Raw genomic sequence first — 14,552 nt, 5'->3', positions numbered from 1 at the left:
GCCTCTTACTTCTTCAGAGCCTTGAAGCGGATGCGATGCGGCTGGTCGGCATCGGCGCCGAGTCGGCGCTTCTTGTCTTCCTCGTACTCGCGGTAGTTGCCCTGGAAGAACTCGACGTGCGAATCGCCTTCGAATGCGAGGATGTGCGTGGCGATGCGGTCGAGGAACCAGCGATCATGCGAAATCACGAAGACATTGCCCGGGAATTCGAGCAGGGCATCTTCAAGCGCGCGCAGGGTTTCGATGTCGAGGTCGTTGGACGGTTCGTCGAGCAGCAGCACGTTGCCGCCCTGCAGCAGGGTCTTTGCCAGATGCAGGCGGCCGCGTTCACCGCCGGACAGGTTGCCGACCATCTTCTGCTGGTCCTGGCCCTTGAAGTTGAAGCGGCCTAGGTAAGCGCGCGACTGGATCTCGATGCCGTTGATGTTGAGGATGTCGAGGCCGCCGGAAATTTCCTGGAAGACGTTGTGGTCGCCTTCGAGTTTGTCGCGGCTCTGGTCGACATAGGCCAGTTTGACCGTAGGGCCGACGCCGATCTCGCCCTTGTCGGGCTTCTCGATGCCCATCAGCATTTTGAACAATGTCGACTTGCCGGCGCCGTTCGGACCGATGATGCCGACGATCGCCCCCGGCGGCACGCTGAACGCGAGGTCCTCGATCAGCAGGCGGTCGCCGAACGATTTCGAGACATTCTTGAACTCGATCACCGAGTTGCCGAGGCGTTCGCCCGGAGGAATGAAGATCTCGTTGGTTTCATTGCGGCGCTGGTAGTCGACTGACTGCAGATCCTCGATGCGCGCCAGGCGCGCCTTGCCCTTGCTGCGGCCGCCCTTGGCGTTCTGGCGAGCCCATTCGAGCTCCTTCTGGATCGCCTTCTGGCGCGCCTTTTCCTGGTTCTCTTCCTGCTTCAGGCGCTCGTCCTTCTGCGTCAGCCAGTCCGTGTAGTTTCCCTTCCACGGAATGCCGCGACCACGGTCGAGTTCGAGGATCCATTCCGCGGCGTTGTCGAGGAAGTAGCGATCATGGGTGACGGCGACGACCGTGCCCGGGAAGCGCGCGAGGAACTGCTCCAGCCATTCGACCGACTCGGCATCGAGATGGTTGGTCGGTTCGTCGAGCAGCAGCATGTCCGGCTTCGACAGCAGCAGCTTGCACAGCGCGACGCGACGCTTCTCGCCACCGGAGAGCTTGCCGATGACGGCATCCCAAGGCGGCAGGCGCAGCGCGTCGGCGGCCACTTCGAGCTGCTGCTTCAAGGTATCGGCATCACCCGCGGACAGGATCGCCTCGAGGCGTTCCTGTTCCTTGGCCAGTGCATCGAAATCCGCGCCTTCGTCGGCATAGGCGGCATAGACCGCCTCGAGCTTGTCCTTGGCTTCAAAGATTTCACCCAGCGCCGACTCGACTTCCTGGCGCACCGTCTTCTCGGGATCGAGCTTCGGTTCCTGCTCCAGATAACCGATCTTGATGCCCGGTGCCGGCCGCGCCTCGCCGTTGAAGTCCTTGTCGACGCCGGCCATGATGCGCAGCACGGTCGACTTGCCGGCGCCGTTCAGGCCCAGCAGGCCGATCTTCGCGCCCGGAAAGAAACTCAGCGAAATGTTCTTGATGATTTCGCGTTTCGGGGGAACGATCTTGCTCACCCCGTTCATGGTGTAGATGTATTGCATGGGCTGGGCCTGATACGACAAAGGGAAGACCGCCGATTGTCGGGCTATGGCTGTGGCAAGTCCAGCGCGGCGAGGCCCCGCGTGTGAACTTCGCGCTCGATCAGGTGGGCGAACGCATCGATCACCGCATCGTCGCGATACAGCCGGTGCTTGCGCGCGGCGATCAAGCCGCGCAACCGGGTTCGTTCGGCACCGTCACACGCCAGTGCCGCGGCCCGGGCGACGAAGTCGTCGACATCGGCGGCGATCAGCTCGGGCAGTTCCATCAGCGCCAGCATCGCGGTGGAGTGGCGACCGCGCATGAACTCGCCCGGCAGGGTCAGGACCGGCACGTCGCCCCAGAAGGTCTCGAGCGCGGTGACACCGCCCGACCAGGACAAGGCGTCGAGCACCAGGTCGGCCTGCCAGAGTTCGCGCAGGAAGGTGGGTTCGTCGACATGGCCGACGACGCGCACGCGTCGGTCCAGGTCGACGCCGTGCGCCGCGAACACCGGACGCATGCGCTGCAGCAGGTTCGCCTCGATGCCGGATTGCAGGCCACTGAGCAGCACCAGTTGCGCGTCCGGCACGGCCGCGAGGATGCGCGCGAACACGGCGTCCTGCTCCGGCAGCAGTTTCAGGCCGTTCTGGGCGCAGACGATGCGGGGCGGGGCGTCCGCCGCACGCACCACCTGTTGTGGCTGCAGCGCCAGCGGCTGCGGGTCGTACCAACAGCCGAGTCCCGGCAGTGGCATCAGGGTCTCGGCGTAGTGGTGGGCGCCGTCTGCGGGTTCCATCAGGGCGCTGCTGATGAAGGCATCGATGCTGTCGACACCACTGGTGACCGGGTGGCCCCACAGCATCGCCTGGAAGGGTGCAAGCCGCAGCGCCGACAGCGCGACCGTGCGCGGATGCATGCCGATGTCGATGTAGACCAATGCATCGCAGGCATCGTCGCGGATGCGCTGCGCCATCACCGCCAGCGGGCCGATATCGGTCCGGACGAGATCGAGCTCGCGCCGCAGCTGCTCGGTCACTGCATCGCTGCCGGTTTCCAGTGCATAGGCGTGGATTTCGAAACGGTCGCGCGGCAATCGCCGCATCAGGCCACCGAACAGCTTGAGCACGGTGTGATGGCGCAGGGTCGCGGTCAGGAAGCCGATGCGCAGCTTGCGGCCAGTCAGCGGCGCGGGGCGGGGCGGGGCGTCGAATTGCGGAAAGGCCGACGTCGCCATGCGCCGCAGGATCTGTCCCAGCGCGATCTGGCGCGAGGTCACGTCGATGCCGCTGTAGGCGAGATGAAAATTGCATTGCGCCAGCAGCAGGCCTTCGAGGCGCGGCCGCAATGCCGGCGCTTCCAGATCGCGCGCCGCGAACGCCGCGCAACCCGCGTCCCAATCGGCGATGTAGCGCTCGATCTCCGCGCGACTGGCGAAGAACTTGTCGCGTGGCGTCAGGAATTTTGCCCAGCGCGCCAGCAGCAGGTCGGGATTGAGACGTAGCGCGGTATCGAGTGCGGCATGCATTTCGGCGTAGTAGCCGAGACGCGACGCGGTGATCGCAAGCATGAACTGGTGTGGCGCGGAATCCGGCTGCAAGGCCGCCAGACGGCGGCGGCGTGGCAGCACCTGCGAGGCCGGGGCACCTTCATGTTCCATCGCGACGACCTGCAGCTCGACGCCGCGCGCGTCCGCCGCATCGAGCTGCACGATGTGCGCGCCGACGTTGAAGGCGGCGCGATGTTCCCGCATCTGCAGCATGCAGCGTCCGAGCTCGGCGAGTGCCGGAATCCAGTCCGGGTGACGCTGCAGCAAGGCATTGATGGCCACGGTCGCATCCTGCACCGTCAGCTCGCGACGCAGGTGCTGCAGCGCCTCCTCGGCGGCAACCGCTTGCCCGCGGCCGAGCAGGGCATCGATCGGTGTCACCGCAGGGGGAAGGGACGGGCTCATCGACGGCAGGCCTGAATCGGGCGGAACGAGGGCAGATGGGCGCGGAAGACTAGCGCCCTTGGGCAGCGCCGGCGAGCCGGGAAAGTGCTGCGCTAACATCACGCACTTCCCGTTTCCTGCTCCGGAGCCCGCCGATGTATCGCCAGACCACGTCGATCGACGCCTTTGATCCCGAACTCGCGAAGGCCATCGCGGCCGAGGTGCAGCGCCAGGAAGACCACGTCGAACTGATCGCGTCGGAGAACTACGCCAGTCCGCGCGTGATGGCGGCGCAGGGTTCGGTGCTGACCAACAAGTACGCCGAGGGTTATCCCGGCAAGCGCTATTACGGCGGCTGCGAATTCGTCGACATCGCCGAGAACCTGGCGATCGAACGCGTCAAGCAGTTGTTCGGCGCCGACTACGCGAACGTGCAGCCGCATTCGGGTTCGCAGGCCAATGCCGCGGTCTATCTCGCGCTGCTGAGTCCCGGCGACACCATCCTCGGCATGAGCCTCGCGCATGGCGGTCATCTGACCCACGGCGCCAAGGTCAACTTCTCGGGCAAGATCTTCAACGCCGTGCAATACGGCATCGACGTGAATACCGGACTGATCGATTACGCCGAAGTCGAGCGCCTGGCGCGCGAGCACAAGCCGAAGATGATCGTCGCCGGTTTCTCGGCCTATTCGCAGGTCATCGACTGGTCGAAGTTCGCCGACATCGCCAAGGCCGTGGGCGCCTATTTCTTCGTCGACATGGCGCACGTCGCCGGTCTCGTGGCGGCGGGCGAGTATCCGAACCCGGTGCCGCATGCCGATGTCGTGACCTCGACCACCCACAAGACGCTGCGTGGTCCGCGTGGCGGCATCATCCTCGCCAAGGCGAACGCCGAGATCGAGAAGAAGCTGCAATCGATGGTGTTCCCGGGCACGCAGGGCGGCCCGCTGATGCACGTGATCGCGGCCAAGGCCGTCGCCTTCCTCGAAGCGCTGCAGCCCGAGTTCAAGACCTATCAGCACCAGGTCGTGCTGAACGCGCAGGCGATGGCGAACACCTTCATCAGCCGCGGCTATCGGATTGTCTCGGGGGGCACGAAGAACCACCTGTTCCTGGTCGACCTGATCGGTCGCGATGTCACCGGCAAGGACGCGGAGGCCGCACTCGGCGCCGCCCACATCACCGTCAACAAGAACGCGGTGCCGAACGACCCGCGCTCGCCCTTCGTGACCTCGGGCCTGCGCATCGGCACCCCGGCGGTGACCACGCGCGGCTACAAGGAACCCGACTGCGTCGCGCTCGCGCACTGGATTTGCGACGTGCTCGATCACCCGGCCAACGCCGACGTCATCGCCGGCGCGCGTGCCAACGTGACGAAGCAGTGCCAGCAGTTCCCGGTCTACGCCTGAGCGGCTGATCGATGCACTGCCCCTTCTGCCACAAGCCCGATACCCGCGTCGTCGACTCGCGTCTGACCGACGACGGCGCGCAGGTGCGTCGGCGGCGGCAATGCGAGGGCTGCAATGAGCGATTCACCACGTTCGAGTCGGTCGAGTTCAAGCTGCCGATGATCGTGAAGGCCGATGGCCGGCGCGAATCGTTCGATGCCGGGAAGCTGCGCGCCAGTCTCGAGCAGTGCCTGCACAAGCGTCCTGCCGGGGCCGCCAGCATCGATGCCGCGATCGCAGCGATCACCCGGCGGTTGCGAGCGGTCGTCGACCGCGAAGTGCCGTCGCGGCGGATCGGCGACTGGGTGATGAGCGAACTGCGTCGCATCGACCAGGTCGCCTACGTCCGCTTCGCATCGGTGTATCGCAAATTCGAGGATGTGCAGGCCTTCCGTGAAGAGGTCGAGCAGCTCGAGCGCGACTTGCCTTCGTTGTCCGAAAAGCAGCTGTCGCTGCTCGACGATCCAGCGCCGGAAGGCCGCAAGCCGTGAGTCTTCGGCACGCTTGGTTGAGCGAGGTGCCGCATCACATGCAGCAACTTGCGGAATGGCATGTTGCAGAGTGGTCGCCGCTGATCCAGGGCTTCAATGTGCCGGCCATGATCGCCGAGTTCGCGACGCACGATGGCGGCCTGAAGATTCCCACGACCTTGGTCGCGCTGGAGGATGACGAACTGATCGGTTCGGTGAGCCTGCTCGACAACGATCACGACGACATTCGCGCGTATTCGCCTTGGCTCGCGAGTCTGTACGTGCGTCCGGACCAGCGCGCCCGCGGTCTGGGCATCGATCTGGTGCGACGCTGCGAAGACATGGCGTATCGACTCGGTGTCGAACGTCTGTACCTCTACACCTCGGGGCAGGAGCCGTTCTATCGCAAGCTGGGTTGGCAGGACGTCGCCACCGTCCATTTGCGTGGCGTCTGCGCGACGGTGATGGGCATCGCGCCGCGTGCCTTGGCGGCGGCGTGACCGCGTTCAGCGCGATCGATCATGCGCACATGGCCGAAGCGCTGCGACTGGCGGCGCGCGGCTTGTACACGACGACCCCGAATCCGCGCGTTGGCTGCGTGATCGCCGATGGCGAACGCGTGCTCGGCCGCGGCTTCCACGAACGCGCCGGGGACCCGCATGCGGAAGTGTTCGCACTGCGCGAAGCCGCTGAATCGGCACGCGGTGCCACCGCCTACGTGACGCTCGAACCCTGCGCGCATCACGGGCGCACGCCGCCCTGCGCCGATGCGCTGTTGCGCGCGGGCGTGGCGCGCGTCGTCGCCGCGATCGGTGATCCCTTCGATCGCGTGGCGGGTGAGGGCTTCGCGCGCCTGCGCGCTGCCGGCGTCACCGTTGATCCTGGGCTGATGGCCGCAGCGGCGCGCGAACTCAACATCGGCTTCTTTTCGCGCATCGAACGCGGCCGACCCTGGGTGCGCGTGAAGTTGGCAGCGACGCTGGATGGACGCACCGCGCCCATGGACGGCACGCGACTCGCCATCACGGGTGCATCGGCACAGCGCGACGGCCATCGTTGGCGCGCACGCGCGTCGGCGATCCTTACAGGCGTCGACACGATCATCGCCGATGATCCTCAACTCACCGTGCGGATCGATGTGACGCATGCGGCGCCACTGCGTGTGATCGCCGATACGCGGCTGCGCACGCCCCCGACGGCACGTCTGTTGCACGACGCCGCGTCGCGTGTGCTGATCGTCTGTGGCGAAGCTGCTGATGGCGAACGACGACGTGTATTGGAATCAACGGGTGCGGAGATCATCGCGCTGCCCATGTCTGGTGCGCGCATCGATCTGCATGCACTGATGTCCTTGCTCGCGCAGCGGCAGGTCAACGAATTGCATGTCGAAGCCGGCGCATCGCTGGCGGGCGGGTTGTTGCGGGCGGATCTGGTCGACGAATGTGTGCTGTACCAGGCGCATCGCCTGCGGGGCCCCGCTGCGCGCCCACTGTTTGTCGACGCGTTGGCGGCGATGATGGACTGGAATCTCGTCGACGAGCGCCGCATCGGGCCGGACCGTCGTCTCGTGCTGCGCCCGGATCGCAAGGACTGAATCATGTTCACCGGACTCGTCGAAGCCACCGGCCGTGTTGCCGCGATCGAACCGAAGGGTGGTGATGTGCGTCTGCGCATCGCGTCCGGCACCCTCGGCCTTGCCGACGTGCAACTTGGCGACAGCATTGCCGTCAACGGCGTCTGCCTGACCGTGGTGGCGTTCGATGCCAGCGGCTTCGATGCCGATGTTTCGACCGAGACCCTCTCGCGCACGACGCTCGGCACGTGGGTCGTTGGGCGCTGCGTCAATCTCGAGAAGTCATTGCGCTTCGGTGATCGTGTCGGTGGCCATCTGGTCAGCGGCCATGTCGATGGCCTCGGTCGCGTGATCTCGATCGAGGCGGATGCGCGCGCAACACGTTGGCGCTTCGCGCTGCCGCGTGCCCTGTCGCGCTTCGTTGCCGAGAAGGGTTCGATCGCGGATTCCGATGGCGTCACGGCCTTCACACCGCCGTCAAGCGTGACCGTCGGTGCGTTACCGACCCCTGAACGGCGCTGATCCGCGCCTGTGGGTGGTTCCGCCAAGCCAAATCGCTCACCGCCCCCTCCTCGCCCGCAAACCGCTCGTCGCTCCAAAGCAGCGCGGCGATGAACCTTCGCCTCGCGAAGTCCACCTGGCCTCGCGCGTTACCACCTCCTGACCGACTCGAAGCACGGGGCGCCCCCCGCGCGTTAGCCTTCGGTCGCGTCCGCGGTCGTGCCGCGGCGATCGTCCTGGTGGATGGACACGCCTTTGACTTCGTTGCGCATCTCGGCGAGTTCGCGCATCAGGGTTTCGATGTTGACTTCGTTCTTGAGGTTGACCTTGTAGTCGGTTTCGGCGCGGGCGCGGTCCTTGAGTGATTGGCGGTTCTGGCTCATCACGATCAGTGGCCCCTGCAGGCCGACGAGGATGGCCAGCGCGAGATTGAAGAACTGGAACGGGTAGGGATCCAGCGGCTTCGGGAGCACGCCGAACACGTTGATGCTGCACCACACCGCGGTAAGCAGCAGCAGAAACAGGATGAACGCCCAGGAACCGTTGAGTTCGGCGACCTTGTCGGCCATCCGTTCGCTCCACGACAGGTTCTTGTCGAATTCGGCATCGACGTTCTTGGCGGCGCGGGCGGAGAGCAGCTCATTGGTCTCGCGCAGGCGCTCGCTGATCGTGCGCAGGATGGCCATGGCTGCGGCAGGGCGTCGTTCCAGATAGGACGTCAGGGTGTCGTGCTTGAGTTCGAGCAGCACCGTGTCGCTGGTCGCGACCGCGCTGGCGCTGCGCGGCTTTTCGTCGAACAGCGCGAGTTCGCCGAAGTATTCGCCGCGGCTCACGTCCTTCAACGAAATGCGCTGCGAGTTCTGGCCAGGCAGGTGGATGTTCACGTCGCCACGCTCGACGATGTACATCGCATTGCCGGCATCACCGAGCGCGAAGATCATCTTCCCGGCCTTGAACTCGCGTGGCACGACCGCCTTAGAGAGTGCCGCGACGTCGTCGTCGCTGAGGCCGGCGAACATCGGGATCGAGCGCAGCAGGGGCGTGGTGCTCATGGCGTCTCCGTCAGGCGGGGTTCGAATCGTTCTTGCGGCGGAATTTCTCGAAGTCGGGGAGGCCCCATGGGCGCACGCCCAGCACCAGGCTCAGGCCCACGCGTTCGGCCACCGGCAGCACGCTGTCGCGCGCCATCAGGGCATCGAACTCGCGCGCCAGTTCCTGCAGGCGCTGCTTCAGCAGTTGCCCGGTCGGGCGCGACACCATGCCGGCCAGCAACAGGATCTGCTCGTTCTCGCCCGCGAACGGACGCGCGAAAAACTCCGGGATCAGCTTCTTCGCGAACAAGCGCATCACCGGGCCATTTTCACGCCAGCGGAAATTGCGCGCAGTACGCAGCTTGGCGCGATTGTCCGGCTGCAGTTCGATGATGCCCATGCGGTCGAGCCGCACCAGCAGACCGATCCATTCCGGTTTGCTGAAACTGTAGCGGCGCAGCACGTCTTCTTCGCGCCAGCGGTTCAGCGCCAGATAGAGGGTCAGGAACAGGCGTGGATCGGAGACCAGCTCTTCTTCCTGCTCCTCGCTCAATGCCGACAGCGGTTCTCGTTCCGGGCGCGCATGTTCGACCAGTTCGGTCAGGCCGATGCCGAGCGCCTCGCAGACCTCCTCGAGGCGCGCCAGCGTCATCGTCTGTTGCGAGAACATGCGCTTGACCGAGGCCTCGCTGAGGTCGATCTTGGTCGCGAGCTGCGCATAGGTCATGCCGCGACTCTTCAACAGGCGCTTGATCGCGTCGATCAGTTCAAAGCGCAGAGCCATCGCGAATCCTTGCTACCGACAGTATTGGAAGTCGCGCCATCGTAACGGTTTCGTCGCCCGGGCCGCAGCAAGGTCGATCCTCGGCAGCGGCCGGATGGCGGTCGGGGCGGAGCAGGCGCATGCGGTATCGACGATGGTTCCCGGCGATCTTCGGCGTCCTCGCGCTGGGCGCGGTGCAGGCGGCCGATCCCAGTGCCGCGTCGCGGTCCAGCGTGCAGGCTTCGGCGCAGATCATCGACGGCAGTGCAGTCCTCATCGGTGCCGGCAGTGAACTGACGCTGGCCGCGGTCGAGCTGGCCGGTGAATCGGCACACCTGCTGCTTAAGGGTGCTCACGGTTCGGTGACGGTATCGCTGAGGGTGAGTGCGGCTACGGCGCGCATGCTCGCGGCATCCGTCGGCGCAGTGATCGAGACGGTCGCCACCGGCGCCGGACACGTGTTGATCCCCGGTGGCGAAAGCATCGCCTTCCTGCTGAATCCGGGCGCGGCGATCCATCGCCACCACCGCCACTGGCCGTGATGCGCATCCCGCTCGCCTTCCTCCTGCTCGCGGTCGCGTCGTTCGTGCAGGCTGGGCAGGACTGTCGCAGCGAAGTCCTCGCGCCGGACCGGCAGGCCGAGGCCGCGGCGCAGGCGCTGGCGGTGATCGATCGGCTGGCTGCCGACGATGCACCGGTGGCTCTGGTCGCGCGCGTCGGCACCGACCTGTCGGCGCATGGACTGCGCTACAGCCACGTCGGCTTCGTGCTCCGCGATGCCGAGGACGGACCCTGGACGGTCATCCACCTGCTGAACACCTGCGGCACCGATGCCAGCGGCCTGTATGCGGATGGCCTGGTCGACTACTACGCCGATGCCCGCGTATCACTCGATACCGCGATCGTCTGGCTCGACGACGAACTTGCCGCCGCGCTCGTGCAAACCCTGCAGCGCCATGCGGCTGCGCGATTGCACGAGCCGAACTACAACGTCATCGCACATCCGCACAGCCGACGCTTCCAGAACAGCACGGCCTGGGTGCTGGCGTCGCTGGCGTCGGCCATGCAGCACGATGCGTTGCCCGACCGGGTTGCCGCACAGGACTGGGCCGAGGCCAGCGGCCATCGTCCGACGCGCTTGCACATCGCGTACACGAAGCGCATCGCCGGCGGCCTGTTCTCGGCGAATGCGCATTTCACCGATCATCCGCTGGCGGCCCGCTTGTCCGGCGAGTACGAGGTGGTGACGGTCGATTCGATCTTCGACTGGCTTGCCCGTGGCGGCCACGTGCGCCGACGCGAGGACCTGCGTCGCCCGGGTCTGGCCACGCGGTGATCACGGGTCCAGCGGTTATGCTGCGCGCCCCGGATGCCACGTGTTTTCGCCATGAGTTTCAGCCCGATTCCCGAACTGATCGACGAGATCCGTGCCGGCCGCATGATCGTCATGCTCGACGACGAGGACCGCGAAAACGAAGGTGATCTGGTCATGGCCGCGGAATTGGTGCGGCCCGAGGACATCAATTTCATGGCGCGCGAGGCGCGTGGCCTGATCTGCCTGTCGCTGACCGCCGAGCGCTGCCGGCAGCTGCGACTGCCGCCGATGGTGCAGGACAATGCGTCCAAGCACCGCACGGCGTTCACGGTCTCGATCGAGGCCGCCGAAGGCGTAAGTACCGGAATCTCTGCCTACGACCGCGCGCACACCATCCGCACCGCGGTGCGGCCCAATGCCAAGTCCGAGGATCTGCACCAGCCCGGTCATGTCTTTCCGCTGCAGGCGCAGCCGGGTGGCGTGTTGCTGCGTGCCGGACACACCGAAGCGGCGGTCGATCTCGCACTGCTGGCCGGACTGGAACCGGCCGGCGTGATCGTCGAGATCATGAGCGCCGACGGCACCATGGCGCGGCGACCGGAGCTGGAGGAGTACGCGGCGAGGCATGGCCTCAAGATCGGCACGATTGCCGACCTGATCCGCTACCGCATGCAGACCGAAGCCACGGTCACGCGCGTGTTCGAGCGCGCGGTCGTGACCCGGCACGGCCCGTTCCGCCTGGTCGCTTACCGCGACCGGTTCGGGTCGGGCCTGCACTACGCGCTGGTGCGTGGCGCGATCGAAGCGGAAGCGGTGACGCCGGTGCGCGTGCACACGAAGAACCTGCTGGTCGACGTGCTGATGCTCGACCGCGACGATCTCGGTGTCTCGGCCGAAAAGGCGCTGGCGACGATCGCGCAGGAAGGCCATGGCGTATTCGTGCTGCTCGGCGATGCGCGCGATCCCGAAGTCGAATTCGCGCGCCTGACCGAGACCGGGCTGCCGCCGCCTGCCGCCGCCAGCGACTGGCGCCAGAGCGGCCTCGGTGCGCAGATCCTCGCCGATCTCGGCGTGCGTCGCCTGCGCGTGATTGGTACGCCGCGGCGTTTCCTCGGCCTCTCGGGCTTCGGACTCGAAGTGGTAGACTACGCACCCTCCGAATCCTGATCGGCCCGCCAGCGCCTGACGCGGCGCGGCCCGAGGTTCCCGCATGCCTTCCCATCCCGTTTCTCGCGCCCAGCCTGTCGACCTGGCCCGTTTCAAGCTCGCGCGCGTCGAGCCCGCCGAAGGCGCACTGCGCGTCGGCGTCGTCGCGGCCCGGTTCAATGGCGATGTCGTCGATGCACTGCTCGAAGGCGCGCTGCGTACCCTGGCCGAGCACGATGTGCGTGGCGACGATGTGGTGCTGGCGCGCGTCGCCGGCGCCTGGGAGCTGCCGCAGGTGGCGCAAGCGATGGCCGATTCCGGCGAGATCGACGCGATCGTCGCGCTCGGCTGCGTCATCCGCGGCGAGACCTCGCATTACGACGTGATCGTCAACGAGTCGGCGCGCGCGCTGATGGACCTGTCGCTGAAGGCGGGCATCGCGGTGGCGAATGGTGTGCTCGCGGTCGAGAACATCGAGCAGGCGATCGCACGTTGCGGCGGTGAACTCGGCAACAAGGGCAGCGAAGCGGCGCTGGCCGCGATCGAGACCGCTGGCCTGATCCGCAGCCTGCTGCCGGAACACTTTGATCTGGGCGACGAACTCGACGGCTTGCTCGACAACATCCAGAACAACGATCTGCCACGCGGAGCCCAGCGATGAACGATCACCGACACGGCAAGCCGGATGGCGTCGATCTGGCAGCGCGCAGCCGCGCCCGCCGTCGCGCGCTGCAGGCGACGTATGCGTGGCAAGTGTCCGGGACCGGCATGCGCGGCATCATCGACCAGTTCAAGCACGAGCAGGAAATGGAGATCGCCGACCTCGACTATTTCGAGGATCTGCTGGTCAACATCGAGAAGCACTGCAAGGACCTCGACGACGCGATCCAGCCGCACCTCGACCGCGCCATGGCCTCGGTCGATCCGATCGAACGCGCCGTGCTGCGCCTCGGTGCCTACGAGCTGATTCATCGCCTCGACGTGCCCTATCGCGTCGTGATCAACGAAGCCATCGAGACCACCAAGCGCTTCGGTGCCGACTTCGGCCACACCTTCGTCAACGGCGTCCTCGACAAACTCGCGAAACAGGTTCGCGGCGCCGAATATCGGCGCTGATCACGAGCGTTGTTGGTCGCCCCATTCGGTTGCCCTGGGTTTGTGGGCAGGTGGGCGGGTTGTATTGGCTGCGTCTCAATCGCGCGTCCCAGTGCAAGCCCACCGCCATGAATGACTTGCCCGACGAATTCGAATTGATCCGGCGACTGGCTGCAACGCAGCGGGGCGTGCATGAAGATGTCGTACTCGGCATTGGCGACGATGGCGCAGTGCTTGAACCTGTGCGTGGTGCGCAGTTGGTGGCGGTCTGCGACACGCTGGTGGCGGGGCGGCATTTTCCCGAGGACACCGACGCGTTCGCGATCGGCTGGAAGGCGCTGGCGGTGAATCTGTCGGACCTCGCAGCGATGGGTGCAACACCGCAGTGGGCCTTGCTGGCACTGACCCTGCCGGAGCGCGATGCGGTGTGGGTCGAGCGTTTCGGCTCGGGGTTCGCGACGCTGGCCAAGATGAGCGGCGTCGCCTTGGTCGGCGGCGATACGACGCGCGGGCCGTTGACGATCACGGTCACGGCGCTTGGCGCGGTCGCACCCGCTGCGGCCTTGCGACGTGACGGCGCGCAGGTCGGTGATCGCGTTTGCGTGGCCGGCGTGTTCGGTGAGGCGGCGCTCGGATTGCTCGCGGTGCAGGCGCAGCGGCGCGACGACCCGGCCTTCGCGCATTGCATCGCCCGCCTCGACCGCCCGGAGCCGCAACTCGCGCTCGGCCAGGCTCTGGTCGGCATCGCGAGCGCGTGCATCGATGTCTCCGACGGACTCGTCGCCGATCTCGGCCATGTTGCGGCCGCAAGCGGCGTCGGCATCCGACTCGATCTCGATGCGGTCCCGCATCCACCGTTCGACCTCGGCAAGGCGCTCGACTTGAATGCACGCGCGGTGATCGACCTCGCGCTCGGTGGCGGCGATGATTACCTGCTGGCCTTCACGATGGCAGCCGATCGTCTGCCCGAACTGCGCGAACGCGTCGCCGCGCTCGGACTCGAGCTGCACGCGATCGGCGTGGTCGTGCCGGGCGCGGGCGTGTCCGTGGTCACGCGTGAAGGCGGCGATCATGTGCCGGCGCGGGTCGGCTTCAATCATTTCGGAAACGACGATGGCGAATAAGTTCGTGGTGCTGCGACATCCCTGGGGCTGGCTGGCGAGCGGCTTTGGCTCCGGCCTGTCGCCGTTCGCGCCGGGCACGGTCGGCACCGCTTCGGCAGTGCTGGTGTACCTCGGGTTGCGACCGTTCGGCTGGATGGTCGTCGTGGCCGCGATCGTCATCGCGTTCGCACTCGGCGTGCTCGCGGCGAACTGGGTGATCGCAAAGACCGGCATCGAGGACCCGGGCGTGGTCGTCATCGATGAATGGGTTGGCACCTGGATTACCCTGCTGCCGGCACTGACGCTGTGGCCGCTGCTGGGTTACACGGCGCCCCTGTGGCTGGAATGCACGCTCGCGTTCTTCGCGTTCCGCCTCACCGACATCCTGAAACCCTGGCCCGCGTCGTGGGCCGATCGCGAATTGCACGGCGGCTTCGGCGCGATGGCCGATGACGCGATCGCCGGGGTCTATTCGGCGCTGATGCTCTGCGCCTGGCCGTGGCTGCATCGCTGGATCGGTTGACGAT

General features: G+C 66.2%; 16 protein-coding genes. 12 read left to right on the top strand and 4 right to left on the bottom strand.

The genetic code is table 11. From position 1 onward, the window contains the following. Nucleotides 1-5: 5 nt before the first annotated feature. Both ettA and IPP28_16850 read right to left on the bottom strand, forming a co-directional pair. Entirely contained in the window at nt 6-1,670 is a 1,665-nt protein-coding gene (ettA, locus tag IPP28_16855) for an energy-dependent translational throttle protein EttA (protein ID MBL0042668.1), read from the bottom strand. Between the two features lie 44 nt (nt 1,671-1,714). Continuing rightward, nucleotides 1,715-3,601 (bottom strand): hypothetical protein, encoded by a 1,887-nt coding sequence (locus tag IPP28_16850; GenBank protein ID MBL0042667.1) that lies wholly within the window; start codon nt 3,599-3,601, stop codon nt 1,715-1,717. Nucleotides 3,602-3,735: 134 nt separating this feature from the next. On the opposite strand from IPP28_16850, the gene IPP28_16845 reads away from it, so the two are divergent. Genes IPP28_16845 through IPP28_16825 form a run of 5 tightly spaced genes read left to right on the top strand, consistent with a single transcriptional unit; the run spans nt 3,736 to nt 7,593 of the window. Continuing rightward, nucleotides 3,736-4,989, top strand: coding sequence for a serine hydroxymethyltransferase (locus IPP28_16845; protein MBL0042666.1), 1,254 nt, complete (start codon nt 3,736-3,738; stop codon nt 4,987-4,989). An 11-nt stretch (nt 4,990-5,000) separates the two neighbouring features. Further along, nucleotides 5,001-5,519 carry a transcriptional repressor NrdR gene (gene nrdR / locus IPP28_16840; GenBank protein ID MBL0042665.1) on the top strand — a complete coding sequence of 173 codons (519 nt, stop codon included), beginning with the start codon at nt 5,001-5,003 and terminating at the stop codon, nt 5,517-5,519. Nucleotides 5,520-5,557: 38 nt separating this feature from the next. Then, nucleotides 5,558-5,998, top strand: a complete 441-nt coding sequence (locus tag IPP28_16835; protein MBL0042664.1) for a GNAT family N-acetyltransferase — start codon at nt 5,558-5,560, stop codon at nt 5,996-5,998. A 29-nt stretch (nt 5,999-6,027) separates the two neighbouring features. Continuing rightward, on the top strand, nt 6,028-7,092 hold the full coding sequence (gene ribD / locus IPP28_16830; protein MBL0042663.1) for a bifunctional diaminohydroxyphosphoribosylaminopyrimidine deaminase/5-amino-6-(5-phosphoribosylamino)uracil reductase RibD: 1,065 nt from the start codon (nt 6,028-6,030) through the stop codon (nt 7,090-7,092). Nucleotides 7,093-7,095: 3 nt separating this feature from the next. Beyond that, nucleotides 7,096-7,593: a riboflavin synthase gene (locus IPP28_16825; protein ID MBL0042662.1), complete on the top strand. Its 498-nt coding sequence runs from the start codon at nt 7,096-7,098 to the stop codon at nt 7,591-7,593. 173 nt (nt 7,594-7,766) lie between these two features. Here IPP28_16825 and IPP28_16820 read toward each other — a convergent pair whose 3' ends face one another. After that, nucleotides 7,767-8,624, bottom strand: a complete 858-nt coding sequence (locus IPP28_16820) for a DUF1003 domain-containing protein (protein ID MBL0042661.1) — start codon at nt 8,622-8,624, stop codon at nt 7,767-7,769. A 10-nt stretch (nt 8,625-8,634) separates the two neighbouring features. Continuing rightward, entirely contained in the window at nt 8,635-9,387 is a 753-nt protein-coding gene (locus IPP28_16815; protein MBL0042660.1) for a helix-turn-helix transcriptional regulator, read from the bottom strand. 119 nt (nt 9,388-9,506) lie between these two features. Here IPP28_16815 and IPP28_16810 point away from each other — a divergent pair, with 119 nt between their 5' ends. The 7 genes from IPP28_16810 (at nt 9,507) to IPP28_16780 (ending at nt 14,548) form a co-directional block, all read left to right on the top strand. Beyond that, nucleotides 9,507-9,908 (top strand): hypothetical protein, encoded by a 402-nt coding sequence (locus IPP28_16810; GenBank protein MBL0042659.1) that lies wholly within the window; start codon nt 9,507-9,509, stop codon nt 9,906-9,908. Then, on the top strand, nt 9,905-10,702 hold the full coding sequence (locus IPP28_16805; GenBank protein MBL0042658.1) for a DUF2145 domain-containing protein: 798 nt from the start codon (nt 9,905-9,907) through the stop codon (nt 10,700-10,702). Before IPP28_16810 ends, IPP28_16805 begins: the two co-directional genes overlap by 4 nt. A 51-nt stretch (nt 10,703-10,753) precedes the next feature. Beyond that, nucleotides 10,754-11,848: a 3,4-dihydroxy-2-butanone-4-phosphate synthase gene (gene ribB / locus IPP28_16800; GenBank protein MBL0042657.1), complete on the top strand. Its 1,095-nt coding sequence runs from the start codon at nt 10,754-10,756 to the stop codon at nt 11,846-11,848. 43 nt (nt 11,849-11,891) lie between these two features. Further along, nucleotides 11,892-12,488 (top strand): 6,7-dimethyl-8-ribityllumazine synthase, encoded by a 597-nt coding sequence (locus IPP28_16795; protein MBL0042656.1) that lies wholly within the window; start codon nt 11,892-11,894, stop codon nt 12,486-12,488. Continuing rightward, nucleotides 12,485-12,943: a transcription antitermination factor NusB gene (gene nusB, locus IPP28_16790; protein MBL0042655.1), complete on the top strand. Its 459-nt coding sequence runs from the start codon at nt 12,485-12,487 to the stop codon at nt 12,941-12,943. Before IPP28_16795 ends, nusB begins: the two co-directional genes overlap by 4 nt. A gap of 107 nt (nt 12,944-13,050) precedes the next feature. Next, the gene (gene thiL, locus IPP28_16785) at nt 13,051-14,046 is read left to right on the top strand and encodes a thiamine-phosphate kinase (protein MBL0042654.1); all 996 of its coding nucleotides are present in this window, start codon (nt 13,051-13,053) and stop codon (nt 14,044-14,046) included. Then, nucleotides 14,036-14,548 (top strand): phosphatidylglycerophosphatase A, encoded by a 513-nt coding sequence (locus tag IPP28_16780; GenBank protein ID MBL0042653.1) that lies wholly within the window; start codon nt 14,036-14,038, stop codon nt 14,546-14,548. Before thiL ends, IPP28_16780 begins: the two co-directional genes overlap by 11 nt. The last annotated feature ends 4 nt before the right edge of the window (nt 14,549-14,552 follow it).

Source organism: Lysobacterales bacterium, assembly GCA_016721845.1.
GTDB lineage: Bacteria > Pseudomonadota > Gammaproteobacteria > Xanthomonadales > Ahniellaceae > JADKHK01.
Note: the sequence above shows the minus strand (reverse complement) of the source record. Positions and strands in the feature narration are given on the sequence as shown.

What these genes read in the sequence shown, in the direction of transcription:
- IPP28_16850 (MBL0042667.1), bottom strand. Translation starts at nt 3,601, where the DNA reads ATGAGCCCGTCCCTTCCCCCTGCGGTGACACCGATCGATGCCCTGCTC.
- IPP28_16835 (MBL0042664.1), top strand. Translation starts at nt 5,558, where the DNA reads ATGCAGCAACTTGCGGAATGGCATGTTGCAGAGTGGTCGCCGCTGATC.
- IPP28_16820 (MBL0042661.1), bottom strand. Translation starts at nt 8,624, where the DNA reads ATGAGCACCACGCCCCTGCTGCGCTCGATCCCGATGTTCGCCGGCCTC.
- nrdR (MBL0042665.1), top strand. Translation starts at nt 5,001, where the DNA reads ATGCACTGCCCCTTCTGCCACAAGCCCGATACCCGCGTCGTCGACTCG.
- ettA (MBL0042668.1), bottom strand. Translation starts at nt 1,670, where the DNA reads ATGCAATACATCTACACCATGAACGGGGTGAGCAAGATCGTTCCCCCG.
- IPP28_16815 (MBL0042660.1), bottom strand. Translation starts at nt 9,387, where the DNA reads ATGGCTCTGCGCTTTGAACTGATCGACGCGATCAAGCGCCTGTTGAAG.
- thiL (MBL0042654.1), top strand. Translation starts at nt 13,051, where the DNA reads ATGAATGACTTGCCCGACGAATTCGAATTGATCCGGCGACTGGCTGCA.
- nusB (MBL0042655.1), top strand. Translation starts at nt 12,485, where the DNA reads ATGAACGATCACCGACACGGCAAGCCGGATGGCGTCGATCTGGCAGCG.
- IPP28_16795 (MBL0042656.1), top strand. Translation starts at nt 11,892, where the DNA reads ATGCCTTCCCATCCCGTTTCTCGCGCCCAGCCTGTCGACCTGGCCCGT.
- ribD (MBL0042663.1), top strand. Translation starts at nt 6,028, where the DNA reads ATGGCCGAAGCGCTGCGACTGGCGGCGCGCGGCTTGTACACGACGACC.
- IPP28_16845 (MBL0042666.1), top strand. Translation starts at nt 3,736, where the DNA reads ATGTATCGCCAGACCACGTCGATCGACGCCTTTGATCCCGAACTCGCG.
- IPP28_16825 (MBL0042662.1), top strand. Translation starts at nt 7,096, where the DNA reads ATGTTCACCGGACTCGTCGAAGCCACCGGCCGTGTTGCCGCGATCGAA.
- ribB (MBL0042657.1), top strand. Translation starts at nt 10,754, where the DNA reads ATGAGTTTCAGCCCGATTCCCGAACTGATCGACGAGATCCGTGCCGGC.
- IPP28_16810 (MBL0042659.1), top strand. Translation starts at nt 9,507, where the DNA reads ATGCGGTATCGACGATGGTTCCCGGCGATCTTCGGCGTCCTCGCGCTG.
- IPP28_16780 (MBL0042653.1), top strand. Translation starts at nt 14,036, where the DNA reads ATGGCGAATAAGTTCGTGGTGCTGCGACATCCCTGGGGCTGGCTGGCG.